Source organism: Frigoribacterium sp. CFBP 8751 (assembly GCF_014841545.1).
Taxonomy (GTDB): Bacteria; Actinomycetota; Actinomycetes; order Actinomycetales; family Microbacteriaceae; genus Frigoribacterium.
On record NZ_JACYUB010000001.1, the window covers coordinates 851,325 to 870,251 of the forward strand.

Annotated in this window: 23 protein-coding genes; 14 read left to right on the top strand and 9 right to left on the bottom strand. The window is 69.0% G+C overall.

Features of this window, described 5'->3' with window-relative positions:
* Nucleotides 1-16: 16 nt before the first annotated feature.
* The 3 genes from IFT88_RS04150 to IFT88_RS04160 are packed head-to-tail and all read left to right on the top strand — an operon-like array spanning nucleotide 17 to nucleotide 1,678.
* Nucleotides 17-760 carry an SDR family oxidoreductase gene (locus tag IFT88_RS04150; protein ID WP_043594766.1) on the top strand — a complete coding sequence of 248 codons (744 nt, stop codon included), beginning with the start codon at nucleotides 17-19 and terminating at the stop codon, nucleotides 758-760.
* A gap of 33 nt (nucleotides 761-793) precedes the next feature.
* Nucleotides 794-1,027 (top strand): PLDc N-terminal domain-containing protein, encoded by a 234-nt coding sequence (locus tag IFT88_RS04155; protein ID WP_137848241.1) that lies wholly within the window; start codon nucleotides 794-796, stop codon nucleotides 1,025-1,027.
* Between the two features lie 48 nt (nucleotides 1,028-1,075).
* Nucleotides 1,076-1,678 carry a GIY-YIG nuclease family protein gene (locus IFT88_RS04160; RefSeq protein WP_446718816.1) on the top strand — a complete coding sequence of 201 codons (603 nt, stop codon included), beginning with the start codon at nucleotides 1,076-1,078 and terminating at the stop codon, nucleotides 1,676-1,678.
* Nucleotides 1,679-1,973: 295 nt separating this feature from the next.
* On the opposite strand, the gene IFT88_RS04165 is transcribed toward IFT88_RS04160, so the two are convergent.
* The gene (locus IFT88_RS04165) at nucleotides 1,974-3,176 is read right to left on the bottom strand and encodes a hypothetical protein (protein ID WP_192119022.1); all 1,203 of its coding nucleotides are present in this window, start codon (nucleotides 3,174-3,176) and stop codon (nucleotides 1,974-1,976) included.
* Nucleotides 3,177-3,319: 143 nt separating this feature from the next.
* Here IFT88_RS04165 and IFT88_RS04170 point away from each other — a divergent pair, with 143 nt between their 5' ends.
* Nucleotides 3,320-5,809: an ATP-binding cassette domain-containing protein gene (locus IFT88_RS04170; protein WP_192119024.1), complete on the top strand. Its 2,490-nt coding sequence runs from the start codon at nucleotides 3,320-3,322 to the stop codon at nucleotides 5,807-5,809.
* Nucleotides 5,810-5,900: 91 nt separating this feature from the next.
* On the opposite strand, the gene IFT88_RS04175 is transcribed toward IFT88_RS04170, so the two are convergent.
* From IFT88_RS04175 to IFT88_RS04185, 3 genes are all read right to left on the bottom strand, one after another.
* Nucleotides 5,901-6,800 (bottom strand): SDR family oxidoreductase, encoded by a 900-nt coding sequence (locus tag IFT88_RS04175; protein ID WP_137847289.1) that lies wholly within the window; start codon nucleotides 6,798-6,800, stop codon nucleotides 5,901-5,903.
* 169 nt (nucleotides 6,801-6,969) lie between these two features.
* Entirely contained in the window at nucleotides 6,970-7,275 is a 306-nt protein-coding gene (locus tag IFT88_RS04180) for a DUF4190 domain-containing protein (protein WP_043594720.1), read from the bottom strand.
* A 149-nt stretch (nucleotides 7,276-7,424) separates the two neighbouring features.
* Nucleotides 7,425-7,811, bottom strand: coding sequence for an iron chaperone (locus IFT88_RS04185; RefSeq protein ID WP_192119026.1), 387 nt, complete (start codon nucleotides 7,809-7,811; stop codon nucleotides 7,425-7,427).
* Nucleotides 7,812-8,114: 303 nt separating this feature from the next.
* On the opposite strand from IFT88_RS04185, the gene IFT88_RS04190 reads away from it, so the two are divergent.
* The 4 genes from IFT88_RS04190 (at nucleotide 8,115) to IFT88_RS04205 (ending at nucleotide 10,517) form a co-directional block, all read left to right on the top strand.
* A complete protein-coding gene (locus tag IFT88_RS04190; protein ID WP_192119028.1) occupies nucleotides 8,115-8,684 on the top strand; it encodes a recombinase family protein in 570 nt (189 codons plus the stop codon).
* A 38-nt stretch (nucleotides 8,685-8,722) separates the two neighbouring features.
* The gene (locus IFT88_RS04195; RefSeq protein ID WP_192119030.1) at nucleotides 8,723-9,247 is read left to right on the top strand and encodes a hypothetical protein; all 525 of its coding nucleotides are present in this window, start codon (nucleotides 8,723-8,725) and stop codon (nucleotides 9,245-9,247) included.
* Between the two features lie 99 nt (nucleotides 9,248-9,346).
* A complete protein-coding gene (locus IFT88_RS04200; RefSeq protein ID WP_192119032.1) occupies nucleotides 9,347-9,850 on the top strand; it encodes a GNAT family N-acetyltransferase in 504 nt (167 codons plus the stop codon).
* Between the two features lie 247 nt (nucleotides 9,851-10,097).
* Nucleotides 10,098-10,517, top strand: a complete 420-nt coding sequence (locus IFT88_RS04205) for a uracil-DNA glycosylase (protein WP_192119034.1) — start codon at nucleotides 10,098-10,100, stop codon at nucleotides 10,515-10,517.
* Here the strand turns inward: IFT88_RS04205 and IFT88_RS04210 are convergent, their stop codons facing one another.
* Complete coding sequence (locus IFT88_RS04210) at nucleotides 10,518-11,426, bottom strand: LysR family transcriptional regulator (RefSeq protein ID WP_159825012.1); 909 nt, start codon at nucleotides 11,424-11,426, stop codon at nucleotides 10,518-10,520.
* Nucleotides 11,427-11,495: 69 nt separating this feature from the next.
* On the opposite strand from IFT88_RS04210, the gene IFT88_RS04215 reads away from it, so the two are divergent.
* Entirely contained in the window at nucleotides 11,496-12,644 is a 1,149-nt protein-coding gene (locus IFT88_RS04215; protein ID WP_043594582.1) for a TDT family transporter, read from the top strand.
* Nucleotides 12,645-12,676: 32 nt separating this feature from the next.
* On the opposite strand, the gene IFT88_RS04220 is transcribed toward IFT88_RS04215, so the two are convergent.
* Together IFT88_RS04220 and IFT88_RS04225 are read right to left on the bottom strand one after the other, a co-directional pair.
* Nucleotides 12,677-13,120, bottom strand: a complete 444-nt coding sequence (locus IFT88_RS04220) for a hypothetical protein (RefSeq protein WP_054145818.1) — start codon at nucleotides 13,118-13,120, stop codon at nucleotides 12,677-12,679.
* 177 nt (nucleotides 13,121-13,297) lie between these two features.
* Nucleotides 13,298-14,266, bottom strand: coding sequence for a phosphotransferase (locus IFT88_RS04225; protein ID WP_207110894.1), 969 nt, complete (start codon nucleotides 14,264-14,266; stop codon nucleotides 13,298-13,300).
* A 92-nt stretch (nucleotides 14,267-14,358) separates the two neighbouring features.
* On the opposite strand from IFT88_RS04225, the gene IFT88_RS04230 reads away from it, so the two are divergent.
* Together IFT88_RS04230 and IFT88_RS04235 are read left to right on the top strand one after the other, a co-directional pair.
* Nucleotides 14,359-15,036: a hypothetical protein gene (locus IFT88_RS04230; RefSeq protein ID WP_192119038.1), complete on the top strand. Its 678-nt coding sequence runs from the start codon at nucleotides 14,359-14,361 to the stop codon at nucleotides 15,034-15,036.
* A gap of 127 nt (nucleotides 15,037-15,163) precedes the next feature.
* On the top strand, nucleotides 15,164-15,388 hold the full coding sequence (locus tag IFT88_RS04235; RefSeq protein WP_192119040.1) for a DUF2283 domain-containing protein: 225 nt from the start codon (nucleotides 15,164-15,166) through the stop codon (nucleotides 15,386-15,388).
* 65 nt (nucleotides 15,389-15,453) lie between these two features.
* On the opposite strand, the gene IFT88_RS04240 is transcribed toward IFT88_RS04235, so the two are convergent.
* Nucleotides 15,454-16,491, bottom strand: a complete 1,038-nt coding sequence (locus IFT88_RS04240; RefSeq protein ID WP_192119043.1) for a GTP-binding protein — start codon at nucleotides 16,489-16,491, stop codon at nucleotides 15,454-15,456.
* Nucleotides 16,492-16,538: 47 nt separating this feature from the next.
* On the opposite strand from IFT88_RS04240, the gene ykgO reads away from it, so the two are divergent.
* The 3 genes from ykgO (at nucleotide 16,539) to IFT88_RS04255 (ending at nucleotide 17,356) form a co-directional block, all read left to right on the top strand.
* Entirely contained in the window at nucleotides 16,539-16,661 is a 123-nt protein-coding gene (ykgO, locus tag IFT88_RS04245) for a type B 50S ribosomal protein L36 (protein WP_055795327.1), read from the top strand.
* A 142-nt stretch (nucleotides 16,662-16,803) separates the two neighbouring features.
* Complete coding sequence (locus IFT88_RS04250) at nucleotides 16,804-16,959, top strand: zinc transporter permease (RefSeq protein WP_192043113.1); 156 nt, start codon at nucleotides 16,804-16,806, stop codon at nucleotides 16,957-16,959.
* 88 nt (nucleotides 16,960-17,047) lie between these two features.
* Entirely contained in the window at nucleotides 17,048-17,356 is a 309-nt protein-coding gene (locus IFT88_RS04255) for an ArsR/SmtB family transcription factor (protein ID WP_192119045.1), read from the top strand.
* Between the two features lie 576 nt (nucleotides 17,357-17,932).
* Here the strand turns inward: IFT88_RS04255 and IFT88_RS04260 are convergent.
* Nucleotides 17,933-18,847, bottom strand: coding sequence for an SDR family NAD(P)-dependent oxidoreductase (locus tag IFT88_RS04260; RefSeq protein WP_043595611.1), 915 nt, complete (start codon nucleotides 18,845-18,847; stop codon nucleotides 17,933-17,935).
* Between the last annotated feature and the right edge of the window lie 80 nt (nucleotides 18,848-18,927).

The window sequence follows — 18,927 nt, forward strand, 5'->3', positions numbered from 1 at the left end:
ACCCGAAGGAGCAACCGTGAAGATCAGCGGCAACACCGTGTTCATCCCCGGCGCCACGTCCGGCATCGGCCTGGGCCTCGCCCTGCGCCTGCAGGCCGCCGGCAACACCGTCGTCGTGGCGGGCCGACGGCGGGCCCTGCTCGACGAGATCGTCCGCGACCACCCCGGCCTCGAGGCCGTCGAGCTCGACACCACCGACCCGCAGGCCGTCGTCGACGTCTCGGCCGAGGTGCAGCGTCGTTGGCCCGAGACGAACGTCGTCATCGCGATGGCCGGCATCATGCAGACCGAGGACGTCACGACCGGCGACTTCCTCCCGACCGCCGAGGCGATCGTCACGACGAACCTGCTCGGGCCGATCCGCCTGATCGCCGCGTGGACGTCGTTCCTGCAGACGCAGCCCGCCGCCTCGATCGTCACCGTGTCGTCGGGGCTCGCGAGCGTGCCGCTGCCGATCACGCCGACCTACAACGCGACCAAGGCCGCGATCCACTCGTTCAGCGAGGGCATCCGCGTGCAGCTCGCCGACACGAGCGTGCAGGTCGTCGAGCTCGTGCCGCCGGCCGTGCAGACCACCCTTCTCGGCCAGCAGGACGACCCGTCGGCCATGCCGCTCGACGAGTACCTCGACGAGACCATGGCCCTGCTCGAGGCACAGCCCGACGCCCACGAGATCCTGGTCGAGCGCGTGAAGTTCCTGCGCAACGCCGAGGCCGAGGGGCGTTACGACGCGGTGCTGGCGCGGCTCAGCGGTCACTGAGGCAGGCTGAGGTCAGCACCCTAGGCTGGGTGGATGAGTACATGGGGTGACTGGGGTCCGGCGGTGGTGGCGATCGTCGTGGCCGTCGTGTACCTCGTCATCGTCGTCAGCATCGTGCGTGCCGTCCGACGTCGCGCCGACACGACGCAACTCGAGCGCACGGTCTGGACGGTCGCCGCCGTCCTCTTCCCGCTCGGTGCCGGTGCGGTCTGGCTGCTGCTCGGGCCGCACCCGCTCGGGCTGCGCATCGACCACGAGCAGGACTGAGCCGGGCCCGGCCGGCCGGGTGTCGGTGGCCGCACCTAGCCTGCGGGGGTGACCAGCCCGACGCCCCGACCCGACGACACCTGCCGAGGAGGCGCGGGTCGGCTGACCGACCGCTCCTGCGGTCGTCCGGTCGACCCGTCGTCACCCGTGCCGCTCTGTGACCGGCACCTCGCACTCGCCGCCGACTGGGCCGCCTCGCTCGAGGGGTCGGGCGAGGGAGTGACCGACCTGCTGCCGTCCCCCTGCCTCGCCTGCGGGTCGCGGCTCGGCGTGCACTGGCCGTCGGGGTGGCTCTGCGCTGTCTGCGAGTGGCGTCACGGCGACGTGCCTGACGGCGAGCTCGGGGTCGTGCGGATCGACGTCGTCTACTACATCCGCTTCGACGACCGCATCAAGATCGGCACCTCGTCGAACCCCCGACAGCGGCTGGGCACGCTCTGGCACGACGAGCTGCTGGCCTTCGAGCGTGGCGACCGCCTGGTCGAACGGCGGCGGCACGGGCAGTTCGCGGCGTCCCGGTTCGGCCGCACCGAGTGGTTCGCGCACAGCGCCGAGCTCGACGCCCACGTCGCGGGCCTGGCGCAGGGCGTCGACGACCCGTGGCAGCGCTACGCCCGCTGGCGCAGCGAGGCGCTGGCCCTGCGCGGCTGAGCCCGGCTGGCGACGGGCGGAACCCGGCCGGGGTGCCGGCTGGCGACGGGCGGAACCCGGCCGGGGTGCCGGCTGGCGACGGGCCGAACCCGACCGGGGCGCCGGCTGGCGACGGGCCGAACCCGACCGGGGCGCCGGCCGGTTGCGTACCAATCCCGACACTGCGGGTGCGACACGCCGCTCAGCATTCCCTCTGGAGTGCTTGTCTGCCTTGGGTTGTCGCGATTTGCACACCAGGGGGCACGAGAGCGGTCGGGTCGGGAGACTCCGGGCAGGGGCGTCCCGGGGCGCGGGCTCAGCGGCGCAGGTAGGCGTCGACGAGCAGCGGGCCGCGGATGGCACGCAGCTCGTCGAGCAGCAAGGGCACCGTCTGCCGCGTCAGCCCCGACAGCTGCAGGTCGTGGGGGCCGAGCGCGGGCAGCTTTCCGGTCCGGAGCCGCACGACCTCCCAGCCGGCGGCCCGCAGTGCGGCGTCCTTGCGGCGGTCGGCGGTCTCGCGGTGCCCGACGTGTTCGAGCCCGTGCCGCCCCGTCGAGTCGTACTCGATTGCGACCCGCAGTTCGCTCAGCACGATGTCCGGCCACACCTCGACGTGGTCGAAGAACGGACGCCCCACGCGCACCGCGTTCAGGCCGGGCTCGAACTCGAGCCGGGCCGTCAGTTCTGCCCGCAGTTCGGCCTCGACCGCCGACGCCGGCTTCGGGGCACACACACTGACGAAGGGGGTACCCGTCGGAAGCGCCGGCGTCTTGTCACACACCGGCCGGGAGGCGCGGGTCGGCCGGGAGGCGCGGGTCGGCCGCGAGGCACGGGTCGGCGGAGACGCGCGCTCGGTGCGGGCGGCCTCGACGGGCGGGGAGGGACGCTCGGTGTGGGCGACCTCGGTGGGCGGGGAGGCGCCCTCCATGGGGGAGGCGCGGGAGGGCTCGGGACTGCGGCTCGCATCCGCGCGCGGAGTCGTCGAGGGCAGGCCCGTGCTCGAGCCGCGGCGACGCCGGGGCGGGGGTGACGGGGCCGTCGGCACCGCGCCTCCTGCGCTCTGGGCCGCCCAGGCCTGAGCCGGTGCCGCCCAGGACTGACCCGGTGCCGGCGAGTCCTGCGCCGGTGCGCTCGGGCCCTGCGCCGGCATGCCCTCGGCCTGCGCCCGGACGACCGCCGCCGGCGCCATCGGCGGCCGCATCGGCAGCGCGCGCGGCGCGGCGAGTTCGCTGCATTCGGGGCACCACGACGATCGGCGTCGCTCACGCCCGGGCCGATGCCGCTGTTCGTCGGGGGTGGCGACGAACACGTGGCCCGCGTCGCAGAGCCAGCACAGCCACACGTCGGCCGCGGGCGGGATCTGGCTGAGCACGATGCCGCCGTTGTGTTCGGGCCGGTACTGCCTCACGAGCACCGGGTACGACGCCCAGGCCTCGCGATAGCTGCCCACCGGGTAGGGCACGGCGAGGCCGCGCGACGTCCGGCGTCGCGCCCACCAGGCGGCGATCGGCTCGGGCACGCGCACACGCTACGACGGGCCACCGACACTCGCGCTCCGGCCGGCCCGAGCCGAGCCGGCCCGACCCGGCCCGAGCCGAGCCGGCCCGACCCGGCCCGGCCCGACCCGGCCCGACCACCGCCGACACCCGTAGCATCGACCGAATGCCCGACACCGCACCTCCCGACGTGCCCACGCCCGCGATCGACGTGCCCACCCCGGCGACCGACACCCCCGCCGACACCCCCGCCGACGTCCACGCCCGCGGTTTCGTCCGCGTCCGCGGCGCCCGCGAGAACAACCTGCGCGCGGTCGACGTCGACGTCCCGCGCGACAGCATCGTCGCCTTCACCGGCGTCTCGGGGTCGGGCAAGTCGTCGCTGGCCTTCGGCACGATCTTCGCCGAGGCGCAGCGCCGCTTCTTCGAGTCGGTCGCCCCCTACGCGCGGCGGCTGATCGCCCAGGGCGGCGCCCCGCGCGTCGACGAGATCACCGGCCTGCCCCCGGCCGTCGCCCTGCAGCAGCGCCGCGGCGCCCCGAGCTCGCGGTCGACCGTCGGCACCCTGACCACCCTGTCGAACTCGATGCGGATGCTCTACTCGCGGGCCGGCAGCTACCCCGCGGGGGCCGACCGGCTCGAGTCGGACTCGTTCTCGCCCAACACCGTCGCCGGGGCCTGCCCGCGCTGCCACGGGCTCGGCATCGCGCACGAGGTGACCGAGGCGTCGGCCGTCCACGACCCCGGCCTGAGCATCCGCGACGGCGCGATCACCGCCTGGCCGGGAGCCTGGCAGGGCAAGAACCTCCGCGACGTCACGAGCGTGCTCGGCTACGACATCGACCGCCCCTGGCGTGACCTGCCGCAGGCCGATCGCGACTGGCTGCTCTACACCGACGAGCAGCCCGTGGTCGAGGTGACCCCCCAGCGCGACCGCGTCGCCAAGCCGTACAAGGGCCGCTTCTGGAGCGCCCGCGCCTTCGTCATGCACACCCTCGCCGACTCGCAGAGCGAGACCCAGCGCACCAAGGTGCTGCAGTACGTCGAGAGCGGGCCCTGCTCGCTCTGCGGCGGCAGTGGCCTCACCCGGGCGGCGCTCGCCGTGACCTTCGCCGGTCGCACGATCGCCGAGCTGAACGCCCTGCCGATCGCCGAGCTGGGCGACGTCCTGCGGCCGACGGCGACCCTGACGAGCGCGTCGGCCGCTGTGTCGAACGCGTCCTCGGGCGAGGTCACCGAGGTCGCCGTCCGCATCGCCGCCGACCTGCTGGCGCGGACGACCGTGCTCGACGACCTCGGGCTCGGCTACCTCAGCCTCGGCCGCGCGACGCCGACCCTGTCGCCGGGCGAGATGCAGCGGCTCCGCATCGCGACGCAGCTGCGCTCGGGCCTGTTCGGCGTCGTCTACGTGCTCGACGAGCCGAGCGCCGGCCTGCACCCCGCCGACGCCGAGTCCCTCGTCGAGGTGCTCGAACGGCTGCGGGCCAGCGGCAACTCGGTGTTCGTCGTCGAGCACGACATGAGCATCGTGCGCCGCGCGGACTGGGTCGTCGACGTCGGCCCGGGGGCCGGCAGCCAAGGAGGCGCGGTGCTCTACAGCGGGCCCGTCGCCGGGCTCGCCGGGGTCGCCGACTCCGTCACGAGGCGGTTCCTCGACCCCTCCGCCGACGGTCGCGCCCGGGGCGGGGCGCCCGTCCGCCGCGAACCGACCGCCACCCTCGAACTGCGCGGCGTCACCCGGCACAACCTCGACGGCGTCGACGTCGACCTGCCGCTCGGCGTGCTGACCGCGGTCACGGGGGTGTCGGGCTCGGGCAAGTCGACGCTGGTCGGCGGCGTGCTGGCCGAGACGGCGACGAGCCACGAGCGGGTCGACCGCGTCGTGCAGGTCGACCAGAAGCCGATCGGCCGGTCCCCGCGGTCGAACCTCGCGACGTACACGGGCCTGTTCGACGCCGTGCGCCAGGCCTTCGCCGCGACGGACGAGGCGCGGGCCCGGGGCTACGGCGCCGGACGCTTCTCGTTCAACGTCACCGGGGGCCGCTGCGAGGTCTGCCAGGGCGAGGGGTTCGTCTCGGTCGAGCTGCTCTTCCTGCCCGGCAGCTACTCGCCCTGCCCCGAGTGCCACGGAGCCCGCTACAACGCCGAGACCCTCGAGGTCACCTGGCACGACGCGACCGTGGCGGACGTGCTCGCGATGACGGTCGACGAGGCGGCGACGTTCCTCGCCGAGGTGACCAGCGCCTCCCGGGCCCTCGAGACGTTGCGGCAGGTCGGGCTCGGCTACCTGCGACTCGGTCAGCCGGCGACCGAGCTGTCGGGAGGCGAGGCGCAACGCATCAAGCTGGCGACCGAGCTGCAGCGGGCCCGCTCCGGACACACGCTCTACCTGCTCGACGAACCCACCACGGGGCTGCACCCGGCCGACGTCGAGCTGCTCGTGACGCAGCTGCAGCTGCTCGTCGACGCGGGCAACACCGTCGTCGTGGTCGAGCACCACATGGGTGTCGTGGCGGCGTCCGACCACGTGATCGACCTCGGCCCCGGGGGAGGGGACGCCGGCGGGCGCGTCCTCGCCGTCGGCACGCCCGAGCAAGTGGCCGGGGCGGCCGGCAGCCGCACCGCGCCGTACCTCGCGGCGGCGCTGCCCGCCTGACCCGGCGAGAGCCGGGACGCCGAGAACCCAGGAGGCGCGGTGCAGCCGACCCGCGCCTCCTCGGCTTCTGCTCCTCCTGGCTGGAGGGGGGCTACGGCGAGACCATGCCGCCGTTGACGTTGAGCGTCTCACCCGCGACGAAGCTCGACTCGGCCGACGCGAGGAACACGTAGGCGGGTGCCTGCTCGGCGGGCTGGCCGGCGCGGCCGAGCGGGGCCTCGCTCGAGCCGAACTCGGGCAGCGACTCGGGGTCGACGCCGTCGGTCACCTGCAGCACGGTCCAGGTCGGGCCGGGCGCGACGACGTTGACGCGGATGCCCTTCGTGATGAGCTGCTGCGCCATGCCCTTCGACAGGTTGTTGACCGCACCCTTGGTGGCGGCGTAGTCGAGGCGGTCGGGCGCGGGCGTGTGGGCCTCGGCCGAGGCGGTGTTGATGATCGTCGAGCCGGGGGCGAGGTGCGGCACGGCGGCCTTGACGATCCAGAACGGCGCGTAGACGTTGGTGCGGAAGGTCAGGTCGAACTGCTCGTCGGTGATGTCGGCGATGTCCTCGTGCCAGACCTGCTTGCCGGCGACGTTGACGACGGCGTCGAGGCCGCCGAGTCCGTCGACCGCCTTCTGGACGAGTTCACGACAGAAGGAGGCGCTGGTCAGGTCCCCGGGGATCGCCACGGCCTTCTGCCCCGCGGCCTCGATCAGCGCGATGACGTGGTCGGCGTCGGACTGTTCGCTCGGCAGGTAGTTCAGGGCGACGTCGGCACCCTCGCGGGCGTAGGCGATTGCGACGGCGGCGCCGATGCCCGAGTCGGCGCCCGTGATGAGGGCCTTGCGACCCTGCAGGCGTCCCGTGCCGCGGTAGGTCTCCTCGCCGAGGTCGGGGACGGGAGTCATCTGCGACTGCAGGCCGGGCTCGTCCTGGTGCTGCACCTCGGGGCTGATCGTGGGGTAGAGCGTGCGCGGGTCGGCGAAGGTGTACTGGTCGCGGGTCATGCGGGGTCCTCTCTGGTTCTGGGGTGCCCTGGACGCTACGCCGGACCGCCTCCGCCGACGCGGCGGGTTCGGGGTACGGGCCCGGACGCAGCGGACGAGTGGCCGCGGATCGTGCTCGCCGTGGTGGCGGAGGACGATCGGCGACCACTCGTCCGGGTCGTCGTGCGGGTCAGAGGCCCTGGGTCATGATCAGCGCGCCGGCGATCATCGAGCCGATGTTGGCCAGGATGCCGACGAAGCCGAGCACGATGCCGACCGTCGCCATGGTGCGGGCGGCGGGCTCGCGCTTGCGCGACATGAAGCCGAGCACGACGGCCGCGATGGCCAGCAAGATCCACAGGACGGGCAGGAACAAGCAGAAGACGATGCTGACGATGCCGAAGACGAGCGACAGGACGCCCATCGTCTTCTTCGTCGTCGTGGCGGGGCCGGTGGCGCCGGGGCCGGGGCCGGGGTAAGGGGTGGCGTCGGTCATGTCGGGTCTCCTCGGAATCGGGGTGAGCTTTTCTCGTCGACGCTAGCGACTTTCGGGGTGTGAGGGCCGCGCGGTCGGCCGGCGCGACCCGACGCGGCGCAAGGAGCGGTGGCGGGCGCGGCGGGTCGTCGGCGGAGTGCGGGGGCCCGTCAGCGGGTGACCGCGAAAGCCGGAGGAGGCGCGTCCACCGTCGTCGCCGTGCCGCACGCGATGGCGTGGCTGATCCGTTCGACGAGTTGGTCGGGGACGGGGCGGCCCCAGCCGAAGGCGACGGTGTCCTTGGCGCGTCGGTGGGGGGAGACGTCGCCTTCGAGGGCTTCGTCGAACCGGGGGACGGGGTAGATGCCGAGGTGGCGGGTCCAGGCCGCGAAGTAGAGCGTCTGCCCGTCGTCGAAACGGATGGCCGGCATGCCGTACCGGAGGCTCTCGACGCCGCCGGTGCACCCGGCGTGGATGGCCCGCCTCACCCGCTCGAGCGCTTCGCGCTTCTCGGGCGGGAACCCCGCGATGTACTGATCGACCACGCTGTCGCCCATGACGAGTCCTCTCGTTCGCTGGGCACCAGTGTGCGACGGGACGTCCCATGCCGCCAGCCCCCGGGCGTCTCTCTACGCGCGGCGCCCATGCCGCCCTGCCATCGTTCGGTGCCTTTTCTCGTAGCCGACGGATGAGCCTCGGCGAAGCGCATCTCGAGGTGACCGAAAGCCGGTCGTTCATCGGGACACCTACTTGAGCCGTTCTCGGCTCGTCGAAGTCAAGTGGCGCCTGGCCTGCGGATTCGCGTATGCCTGTCCCGCAAAAATGCCCGGTGACGGGGGTCTGAACGCTACAGTCATCGGATGCTCATCGGATACGCCCGCGTCTCAACGTCGGGACAGGATCTCGCAGCACAACGTGACGGTCTCAAGGCGCTTGGTGTTGGCGATGATCACGTGCATGTTGACCACGGCTTATCGGGCACGACTCGAGCACGGCCCGGTCTCCGGGAAGCACTGGCCGCGTGCCGTGCAGGCGACGTGCTCGTGGTCACGAAGCTCGACCGCCTAGCCCGCTCTCTCCGCGATGCGACAGCGATCGCGGACGAGCTCACGGAGAAGGGCGTTGCCCTGAACCTCGGGGGAGCGGTCTACGACCCCACCGATCCTGTCGGGCGGCTCCTGTTCAACGTCCTCGGGATGGTGGCCGAGTTCGAGGCCGACCTGATCCGTGCCCGAACCCGGGAGGGGATGGCCATCGCGAAGGCTGCCGGCAAGCTCCGCGGCCGCAAGCCCAAGCTCACCGCCTCGCAGGAGAAGCACCTCGTGCAGCTGCACCGCACCGGCGCCCACACCACGAGCGAGATCGCCGAGCTGTTCGGGGTCGCGCGTTCGACGGTCTATCGTGCGGTTCAACGAGGGGAGCAGTCCTGATGTGGTTCCACAAGCGAGTCAGAGCGAGGACGAGACCGTTGGTCGCGGAAGACAATGCTGCTGTCGACCATGGCGGATTTGTGGAAACTGAGGTGACTGATCGGGACGTGATCGCGATCCTGCTGGTCGTCGCGCTCACGCGAGAGGCCGATGAATGGTGCGGCCCTGAGCTTGCCGTCGCTTGGTTGATGGCGGGCCATGACAGCTTGAACATTCGCCTTCTTGCTGGCGAGTCCAAGAGCCTGCCTGCAAGCGAGAACCTTCGGTACCTCCTCGCGATCGGCACCGATCTAGGGTTGACCACCGACGATGACGAGGCTGGCCGGCGAACTCTTGTTGTCGAGAGTCTGCGCTTGATCGCTGGTCGCGACGAGAGGTATCTGCAGCTTTCGGAAGCCTTGCGAGGATTTTGTTTCAGATTCAGGGATGACACGTGGGTGCCTGGGGTCGAGGCCTTGCTGATCATGAGCGGTGTCGACGAGCTACCACCAGAAGAGAGGACGGATCTCATGGCCACCGAGGCCGCCGACTTGCTCGCCGCGCCCGGGCCCTTGCATGAGTAGCGCCAGAAAACCGGTTACGCGCAGAGGGCAAAAGCTCGAGATCGGTATGTCCCAGTAGCCGATCGTCAGTCGGGCACCTGGGCATGGAACGATGACTTGATGACGAGTCGGAACGAGGGTGAACAGAAGCGGGCCGAGCAGTTCGTCGTCGCGATGGAAGACAGCCCGGAGGCGAGACTTATCGCTGCCGGCATCTGGGCGCGCGCCACCGCCTTGAGGGATGAACTCCTCGAGGCCGCATCGGCCCAGGACAAGTTGGCCGGTATCGAGGCCGCTCTGGCTGGTGAAGGCGCGCAGCTCATCCTTGCCCGCACCGCCTTGGGCGCTGCCGGCTTTGCCGTTTTGGTGCCTCGGGAGACGAGCGCGGAAGTCCTCTACCTAGCTGTAGATCCCGACAGTTGGGGACGAGGAGTGGGCAGTGGTCTTCTCAGCTTCATCCGTCGATTCGCCGATGAGATGATGGTCGACCTGGAGTTGTGGGTCATCGCGGACAACGAGCGGGCCGTGCGCACATACGAGCAAGCCGGCTGGGTGGGCAGTTCGGACCTCAAAGTTCGGAATGCCTCGGGCAGAGTCGAGCGGCGCTTCACACTGTCCCGTTAGACGATCCCCCACTGGATCACTTGCTGTGGGGCGAGCGCACTCGGAGAGGACGCCGTCGTGGTCGTTCCGTGTCGTCGGTGAGCGTGGGCGGAAACGGTCCCTAACGTCGTAGCGTCTAGGGATGCAGCAGCCCAGGGGCCTCGATCAGCTCGTATCGGAATGGCGGAGCTCCGGACCAGGACGTGCGCGCTTCGTGCCGGGCTTCGACCCATCAGGTGGAGGAGCGGCGGCGACAGTTCTCGTGCTGATGGAATCACCCGGTCCTGCCACGATCAAGCAGGGCGAGGACGCGATCAGCAGTGAGGACAACCCGGGGCCGACGGCGTCTGCGTTCAGGCGAGCACGGATCGAGTCGGGTCTGGGCAGGAACGTCTACCTGCGATGGAACATCGTCCCGTGGGCCCTTGGTCGGGCGCCGACCGTCACCGATCTCGACGAGGCACGCCCTGCCCTGGCTCAGCTGCTCGTTTCTCTGCCGCAGCTGCGGGCGATCGTGACCTTCGGCACTCCGGCCCTGACGGGCGTGATGAGGTACTTCACCCTGGAACCGCGTGCGAGGGTCGTGCCCGTGCTCGCGGCACCCCATCTGTCGCCGGCGAACGCCACCCGCGCCGGCGAGAAGCACCTGCGGGCCGTCACGGCCCTACGGCACGCTTCGCTTCTCTGATCATCTCGGCGAGGAGTCGGGGCTGTGCTGCGACGCGGCGATCACGGCCAGGAGATCCTGCGCCCCGGCGCTCAGACCGGCCGACCACACGGCGCGGAACGGGCGCCTCAGGTCGACGGCTGCCGGGACGGTGACGAGGCGCCCGGCACGGAGGTCGTCCTCGACCAGCAACGAGCTGATGACTCCCGGACCCACACCGCCGGCGATGGCCGCCCGGATGGCGCCCGTCGACGACAACTGCGCAGCGGGTTCTGCCATCAGGGCAGGGTCGATCCCCAGGGCGAGCTCGAGGGTCCGGCGGGTGCCCGAGCCCGACTCCCGAGACACGAGCGGTGTGGATGCGAGATCCGCTGCCGTCACGGGTTCGGACTTCGATGCCCATGCGTGCCTCGGCGAGACGACGACGAGCAGTTCGTCGACACCCAGGACGGTCGTGGCGAGCCCGTCGGCCTCATCAGGGGTCTCCGTGAACCCGAGGTGCGCGCGCCCCGAACGGACCTCGTCGACGACCCAGTCGCTGTTGCCCGATTCCAGGCGTACCCGGACACGATCCGCTGCCGCTGTCATCCAGCGTGGCATCAGCGCCTCTGACACCGTCTGACTCGCCGCGACGAGGAGAGCGTCGGAGGCGCCGGTCATCAGGGTGTGCAGCGATCGTTCGAAGGTGGTCGCCGCCTCGAGCAGGGGTCGGCCCCACTCGCACACCAGGAGTCCGTGCTCGGTCAGCGCCGAGCCCGCCCGAGAGCGGACGAGCAACGTACGACCCAGCCGCCGCTCGGCGCCCGTGATGCGAGACGACGCCGCCTGCTGGCTGATGCCCACCGATGTCGCGGCCCGGCCCAGACTGCCCGATCTCGAGATCGCCTCCAGCAGTCGGAGCGTCTCGAGATCAACAGGGAGTCCGGTCACAAGGATCGATTGTGACACCACAAGCATCCGCCCGTATCGGCAGCCGGACGCACGTACGAAGATCGAGGCATGCCTGCCGCGATCACACCGACTGTCGCCCCTCCCCGCACGCACGGTCTGTTCCGCCAGCTCGAGCACCGCGGGCAGATCGTGTCGAACCTGACCCCGAACTGGTTCGCGTCGATCATGGGGACCGGCATCGTCGCCAACGCCGCGGCGACCCTGCCGTTGCAGTTCCCGGGGCTGCGCCCTGCCGCGACCATCGTCTGGGCACTGGCCAGCGTGTTGTTGGTCGCTCTCAGCACGGCGACCGTCATGCACTGGGTGCGTTACCGAGCCACCGCGCGGGGGCATCGACTCAATCCGGTGATGGCGCACTTCTACGGGGCACCGCCCATGGCGCTGCTGACCGTCGGCGCGGGCACCCTGCTCTTGGGCAGAGACGTCCTCGGTACGCCCCTGGCGGTCGGCATCGACTGGGTGTTGTGGACCATCGGTACGGTGCTCGGCCTCGTCAGCGCGATCGCGGTCCCGTACCTGACGTTCACCCGGCACGACACGGCCCCCGACAGTGCGTTCGGCGGCTGGCTCATGCCCGTGGTTCCCCCGATGGTGTCTGCCTCGACCGGTGCGCTGCTGCTGCCCTTCCTGCCCGCGGGGCAGGCCAGGCAGAACATGCTCTGGGGGTGCTACGCGATGTTCGGGTTGTCGTTGCTGGCGTCGATCGTGATCATCACGCTGATCTGGTCACGCCTGGCCCAGCACAAGATCGGCCCGGCCGGCATGGTCCCGACCCTCTGGATCGTCCTCGGCCCCCTGGGGCAGTCGATCACCGCGGCCAACCTGCTCGGTGGCAACGCCCACCTCGCCGTCGACCAGGGAACCTCGCACGCCCTGTTCGTCTTCGGGCTCGTCTACGGTGTGCCCACTCTGGGATTCGCCCTGATGTGGGCGGCACTGGCATCGGCCATCACCCGCCGCACCATCCGCCAGGGGCTCCCGTTCTCACTCACCTGGTGGTCGTTCACCTTCCCCGTCGGCACCTGCGTGACAGGCCTGAACGGTCTGGCCCTGCACACGGGACTCGTCGCGCTGCAGGTACTGGCGGTCGTGTTCTACATCGGGCTCGTCGGGGCCTGGGTCACGGTCGCCGTGCGCACCTTCCACGGCAGCGTCATACGCGGAACGCTCCTCGCGCCTCCCCGTCCCCTGCCCTGACCGCGGACGACGAGGGTGCGTGGGGGAGTGGCTCAGATCGAACAGGCGTCGTTCCAGTCACGGCGATAGGCCTCGGGGTCACTGACGTCGACGATGGCCGAGGCGGCGCCCTTGGGCTCGTCACGCGACCGGTAGCTCTCGAACGCCACCGCACTGCGGTCGTTGCTCGCCGGATCACGCACCCCGGAGGCTTCGACCCACAGAGTCCAGTTCCACCGCGTCCGGACGCCAGGCTGCAACGCGCCTTCGCCGACGACCAACAGCACGTCCGTGCCGGCGGGTGAAGACTCGAAGTCTGCGCCCGTGAATGATCGGACCGACGACGTGAGGCCTCTCGCGCTGATCTCCCGAGCTAACTGACTGCCCATGTCCGAGAGATGCTCGCCAGCATCGCCATCCACAGCCACGATGCCTCCACCGGACGGAAGCTGACTCAGCATCTCGGAAACCAAGTCATGGATGACGGTGTTGCTCATGATGCTTTCTCCTGCTCACTCGTTCGTCGAAACGGAAAAGGGAGTCGGCGGCCGCCGACTGATGCGGCTGCACGAACCGGTCGCGAACCTGATGCAACCACGAGCATGCGCCGACGTTCAGCCCTGTAGAAGCGCGTGCTTGGAGCGCCCGATAGGGGATCGCGCTGCGGGCGCGTCTCAAGCCCAGCGGCGCCTCAACCATAGGAGAGCTGCATCGGCTTCCTGCCGCTGAAAGTCCCTTAGGTTCGGCATGTCCTCGGGTGCCGGTACCTGGAGTTGCTCGACCCATGAGCCAGCAAGTCCAGCAAGGACCGCATCGACAGCCTCTGCCGGCACACCTCGGAGAGAAGGGTGATCAAGATGCTTTTCGACGTCTGCGTCCCCGTCGTTGACCAGGACATCGAGGAGGTATGTGACCGAGTCGAACCAGGATGCTCCGACACTGGCCCAGGGCCAGTCGACCAGCCACACCCGTGACTTCTCGTCGATGAGGAGGTTGTCGGCACGGCAGTCCAGGTGCACGAGGTGATCTCCCTCGGCTGCCCTGGGAAGTTGTGCGGCGACGTGGCGGAGCCGGTCGACGTGCGCACCGACCCAAGGATCGAGTTCGGTCACTGCTCCCGACGTGGTCAAACGGTTCCAGCTCGCAGCGTCCGATGTCAGCTCGTCCGAGAGTCGGGGCAACTGCGAGGGCGTCTCGATGCGGGGCAGCGTTCCGAGCGCATCGAGGACGAGCGTGGTGTCGTCCACCCCTGGCTGGCGGCCGTCGATGTCCTCGTAAGCCACGACGATCCAGTCGTCTTGCTCGAGGGTCCCGACAAGGCGGGGTGCGGACACCGACGTGGGAAGGTCCCGGACGATTGCTGCTTCCCGCCGATGCAGCTCGTAGGTGCCGACGTTGCGGGCACGTTCGACAGACTTTGCGAAGACACGGCGGCCGTCGGCAAGGACTAGGCGATCAGCACTCCCGGAGGAGAAGCCGCCGGTTTGACTGACGGCCTCGGTGACCTCGGCGCCGAGTGCATCCTCGACGGCGCGCCGCAAGGTGTGCGGTGCTTCTGCCCATGTCGTCCTGGCCATGATCATTCCTTTCCGCGGCAGCCCCACCCTTACACGGACGTGACCGCCCAAGAGGGGATCGGTCACCGGGAGCTGAGCAGACGTAGGGTCTTGCTCTCTACTTGGAGTTTCGGTCAAGCGCCCTCGCCGTCTCTATCGGGAATCGGCATACTGAGGTCGTGCCGATCCCGCCCCATCACGAAGCCACATTCGGGCGGCTGACCGACGCAGCCAGGAGGACGTTCGGGACGGACCACGTCTCCGCGACCCTGCTCGATCCCGACACGGATCGCCTGCCGTTTCTGGAAGTCCCCGGACTGTCATTCATCGGTGAGCAATGGATCGTCGTCGAATTCGCCGGCGGCCGAAGACTAGAGCTCGAGTGGAACGTAGCCGGTGTCGGCCGGGCATTCAGTCTGCTCGAACGACGGCAGCTGAGGATGACCATCGACAAGACCGCCTCAGAGGGCCTGCCAGGCTGGATCGAGGCAGTCGTCGGCACTCACGGCCGGGTGACGGTCCACGCTCCCGTCGCTGAGTTCGACCTGGAGGTGTGGGTGGTTCCTGACCGGGGTTCCGCTTTGCCCTTCTACGTTCACGTGCGGCATGACGGCAATGTTGTGGTCGAGGGCTCGCAGCTTCACTGGTGGACCTTCGGCGCCGGACGCACTGACGATGACGGCATGGCGGCAGCGAAGGACCTGATGGAACAGGTCGTGCTCTACGGCGGCAGCATCAGACGCACGTGGCGAGGCGTCACCTTGCTCGACGAACACGGTGACTACTTCTCAGGGCCGATCTCGGGGCCGAGGCTGCCATTCCGGCCCCAACGTCTCCACTTCCGCGCCTACAGCTAGCCTCATCCTGCCCGCACAGAACGCAATTACGTTCAATTCAGATGTTCTGCATTTTCGACGGCCGCCCGATAGGGGATGGGTCTGCGGACTCCTACGACGTCTGCGCTTTACATGGAACGATCAGTGCATGTCTCTCGACGAACGCTTCACATACGACCAGGACAGTGACTGTGCTTACTTCGAGTTGGCGCCGTCGGTTGCCGACGGCGACGCCGTCGAGCAGGTTGTCGTGGAGCGTGAGGGCAGAGGAGACATCGTGCTCGACTTCGACTCAGCGGGTCGACTTCTCGGCGTCGAGATCATCGGGGCCCGCGCGCTGCTCACGGCCGAGACTCTCGAGACGGCTCCCTAAACACGGCCTCTGGATGTAGGCCGGCGTGCTGGAGTGCCCGATAGGGGATCGGCTTACGGTCGGCGCTAGTGGGTGTGTCGGTGGCCGTCCCAGACGGGGAAGGGGTCAACCAGGTCACGCCACGAGGCGGGGTCGCTGAGCAGCTCGTCGTTGGTGAGGAGGCAGGTGTCGAGGTCTCGGCGGATGGCGGCGACGTCGAGGTCGAGGCCGAAGAAGGCGATCTGTTGCCCGTGAGGTGAGTCGGGGTGCCACGACGGGAGTGACGTGGGGTCCAGGCTCAGCATCTGTCCGACGCTCGACCAGGAGCCGACACGGTCGCTACGGGTGGCGAACTGTGTGAAGCCGCGTGACCGGAGCACCGTGCCGACGGCTCCTGGGGCGAAGGTGCGCTCCACGACTGCCGCGAGACGCTCCGGATGGAAGGGGCGCTCGTTCCGGTAGACGAAGGTGGTGATCGTCCCGTCATCGTGGTGGTCGGGGGTGTGCTCCGAGAGGGCCTGCATCCAGCCGGCGGCGCCGCCGAGCTGCGCTGCGCCTCCTCGTGGTGACAGCGAGTCACAGGTGAGTTCTTCGGCCTTGCAGACGGAGGTCTCGGGTGCGAGCCGGGCGAGCAGCCGTTCGAGGAGCTGAAGGTCCTGTGGGGGCACCGCTGCAGTGTCAGTGAGCACGACGACGGTGGCGTGCTCGACGAGGTCGATGACGTGTTCCGCGGCGAAGAACCTGTCGTCCACACCGCGCAAGGCCAGATCGGCGAGATCGGTCGCGCTCACCCCGGCCACGACGTGCTGCAGCAGACACTCTCCGCTCGGCCTGCCCAGGTCGGAGTCCACGAGCGCGCCGAGCAACAGCGCCAAGGCCCGCAACGGGGTGCCCGGGGCGAGGGCGGCGACGACGTCGACGCGGTCACCGGATCTCGCCAGGTCGAGGGAGAGCTGATGGACGACGTCGGCTCCCTCCTGCACGTCGGGGCCGACGGTGACGAGATGACTCGCATCGCCGGCGAGCACCTGCGCGATCCGTTCGATCTCGGCGGCGTCCTGCCCGCCGACGAGGACGATGCCCCGGTGTCGCGAGGTGGGTGAGGAAGCGGGTCGCGTGGCCATGCCGCTACGCTAGTTGATAACTGTTCTCACTAACAATCGGAGGCGTCATGAAGGTCCGCAATTCGCTCAAGGCACTGAAGGCCATCCCTGGATCGCAGGTCGTGCGCCGTCGTGGCCGGGTCTTCGTCATCAACAAGAAGGACCCGCGCTGGAAGGCCCGTCAGGGCTGACGACCTTCACTGCTGGCGCGTTCTGCGGCCGCTGATCCGTGGCATTGGTTCCGGTTCTCATCATCATCTAGATCAATGCATTGCGATGTGTGCATGCGTCTGCTTTGCTGGACTCATTCACCCGATGAGAAAGGCGCCACCCATGGCTGACACTGAAGTCCACGCAGAGCACACCGTCACCGAGCACGAGCACGGCACGGCGTGCGGTCATGAGACCGTGACGCACGACGATCATGTCGACTACGTCCACGGTGACCACAAGCACGCCCAGCACGGCGACCACTACGACGAGCACTGAACTTCCGACGCTGACTGGCGCCGCATGACCAAGGGCCCCACCATCTGGTGGGGCCCTCGTCGCATTCGCGGACGCTAATGTGACGCTCATGAGCACCGATTCCCTCGAGTCCGCAGCGGAGCTGTTCAAGGCTCTCTCATCGGCGTCGAGACTCCGACTCCTCCGCCATCTCGGTCATGGCGATTCGGGCGTGACTGCCCTCGTCGAGGCGTCGGGCCTGGCGCAGCCGCTCGTGTCGCAGCACCTGCGCGTCCTCCGAGCTGCCGGTCTGGTCGAGGTCAACCGCGTAGGCAGGGAAGCGATCTACTCGGTCGCCGACCGACACGTCTCCCATATTGTCGATGACGCGGTAGAACACGTGAGCGAGACTCCAAGACTCGAGGTACGCGCCCGGTAGGGGATCGTCTGGCGGGCCCAGGGGGCCTCACCCAGAAGCTAAGAGAGGATGTTCCGAACAGACGCCAGGCTTTGTCCGCTCGCAATCGCGATGGCTCCTTCCGAGACTCCCGCGTTTGCCGCCTCGCGGATCAGGGCGACCCAGCTCGGCGGGAAGCTCGCCGCCGGATTCTTCCTGCGGCGTAAATCCTCTGTTGCTGAGGCCAGTCATGCCAAGGCGTCGTCGGCAGCGATATTTACAGCAGGAGCAGTGCCCTCGCCTCCAAAGGTGAAGGACCAGTCGGGTGACGCGGGTAGGTCGTGTGCGTCGATGGTTCGCTCCAATGCCAGAAATTGCGAGACGACTTCCAACCTCGAGTGTGTCAGGCGCGTGTCCCGAGAGGGGATCGCGCACTGAGACGGGGGGTCAGTGAGTAGTGGTGTCGGTCTCGGGAGAGCGGGCTAATCGCCCTATAGGCGGTTAGCTATCGGGCGGCGGTGGTCGATCGTCCACCTGGCTGTGTGCCAGGTGGAGTTCTGCAGGAACGAATGCCCATGGTCGTTGGATAGAGGGCGTCTCTTTTCCGGGGTTGAGTCGTTATGCGGGAAAGGTAACGCCGGTGAGTTCCTCGGACACGGACCACAGGTGGCGCTGTGTCGTCAGGTCGTATGAGGCGGCGCTGGATGTAACCAACTGCGGGTGTCCTCGGGTCTCGCGTATGCGGTCGGGGCCGTAGTACTGGCCGCCGAGCACGCTTGGATCAGTTGCGGCACGCAGTGTGGGGAGTGCGCCTCCAGCAGCGCTTTGGGCAAGCAAAGGCTTGACGGCGGCCGACGCGATCCGCGCGAGAGCAGGCAAGTTCTGGGTCAACTCGGTGGAAGCGTTGCCTGGGTGCGCGGCGACGGCCATAGTGCTGCCGTACGCCGTGAGGCGGCGCTGCAGCTCGTAGGTGAACATCAAGTTGGCCAGCTTGGCCTGGCCATAGGCGGCAACCCGGTCGTAGCTGCGGTCCCACTGCAGGTCGTCGAAGTAGATAGCCGCGCGAATGCGGTGACCGTAGCTGCTCACCGTCACGACTCGAGAGCCCGGCACAGGCAGGAGGTGATCGAGCAGCAGCCCGGTCAGCGCGAAGTGACCGAGGTGGTTCACGCCGAACTGCAGGTCGAAACCGTCGGCTGTCTTCTGCTGAGGCGTGTACATCACGCCGGCGTTGTTGATCAGCAGGTCAATCCGCGGGTGCGCCGACCTGAGATCTGTGGCCGCTGCGCGCACGGATTCCAGTGAACCCAGGTCCAGGTTCTGCACGGAGACTTTGGCATTGGGCACATGGGAGGCGATTCTCGACGCGGCCTCCTTGCCCTTGGTGGTGTCGCGGACAGCGAGCACCACGGCCGCGCCATGATCCGCGAGGGCGAGGGCGGTCTCAAAGCCGAGTCCACTACTGCCTCCGGTGATCACAGCGACGCGCCCGTCCTGGCGTGGGATGTCGTTCAAAGTCCATGGCGTGGTCATGTGGCAGCTCCAATGTTTCGTGGTCAACGTCTGGCAAATGCCACTGTAGGGCACATGTGCCACTGAGTGCCACCTATGCC

Excerpts from the sequence above, each read along its gene's own strand:
- IFT88_RS04155 (WP_137848241.1), top strand. The coding sequence starts at position 794 with ATGAGTACATGGGGTGACTGGGGTCCGGCGGTGGTGGCGATCGTCGTG.
- IFT88_RS04170 (WP_192119024.1), top strand. The coding sequence starts at position 3,320 with ATGCCCGACACCGCACCTCCCGACGTGCCCACGCCCGCGATCGACGTG.
- IFT88_RS04175 (WP_137847289.1), bottom strand. The coding sequence starts at position 6,800 with ATGACCCGCGACCAGTACACCTTCGCCGACCCGCGCACGCTCTACCCC.
- IFT88_RS04180 (WP_043594720.1), bottom strand. The coding sequence starts at position 7,275 with ATGACCGACGCCACCCCTTACCCCGGCCCCGGCCCCGGCGCCACCGGC.
- IFT88_RS04185 (WP_192119026.1), bottom strand. The coding sequence starts at position 7,811 with ATGGGCGACAGCGTGGTCGATCAGTACATCGCGGGGTTCCCGCCCGAG.
- IFT88_RS04190 (WP_192119028.1), top strand. The coding sequence starts at position 8,115 with ATGCTCATCGGATACGCCCGCGTCTCAACGTCGGGACAGGATCTCGCA.
- IFT88_RS04200 (WP_192119032.1), top strand. The coding sequence starts at position 9,347 with ATGACGAGTCGGAACGAGGGTGAACAGAAGCGGGCCGAGCAGTTCGTC.
- IFT88_RS04205 (WP_192119034.1), top strand. The coding sequence starts at position 10,098 with ATGGAATCACCCGGTCCTGCCACGATCAAGCAGGGCGAGGACGCGATC.
- IFT88_RS04215 (WP_043594582.1), top strand. The coding sequence starts at position 11,496 with ATGCCTGCCGCGATCACACCGACTGTCGCCCCTCCCCGCACGCACGGT.
- IFT88_RS04220 (WP_054145818.1), bottom strand. The coding sequence starts at position 13,120 with ATGAGCAACACCGTCATCCATGACTTGGTTTCCGAGATGCTGAGTCAG.
- IFT88_RS04235 (WP_192119040.1), top strand. The coding sequence starts at position 15,164 with ATGTCTCTCGACGAACGCTTCACATACGACCAGGACAGTGACTGTGCT.
- IFT88_RS04240 (WP_192119043.1), bottom strand. The coding sequence starts at position 16,491 with ATGGCCACGCGACCCGCTTCCTCACCCACCTCGCGACACCGGGGCATC.
- ykgO (WP_055795327.1), top strand. The coding sequence starts at position 16,539 with ATGAAGGTCCGCAATTCGCTCAAGGCACTGAAGGCCATCCCTGGATCG.
- IFT88_RS04250 (WP_192043113.1), top strand. The coding sequence starts at position 16,804 with ATGGCTGACACTGAAGTCCACGCAGAGCACACCGTCACCGAGCACGAG.
- IFT88_RS04255 (WP_192119045.1), top strand. The coding sequence starts at position 17,048 with ATGAGCACCGATTCCCTCGAGTCCGCAGCGGAGCTGTTCAAGGCTCTC.
- IFT88_RS04260 (WP_043595611.1), bottom strand. The coding sequence starts at position 18,847 with ATGACCACGCCATGGACTTTGAACGACATCCCACGCCAGGACGGGCGC.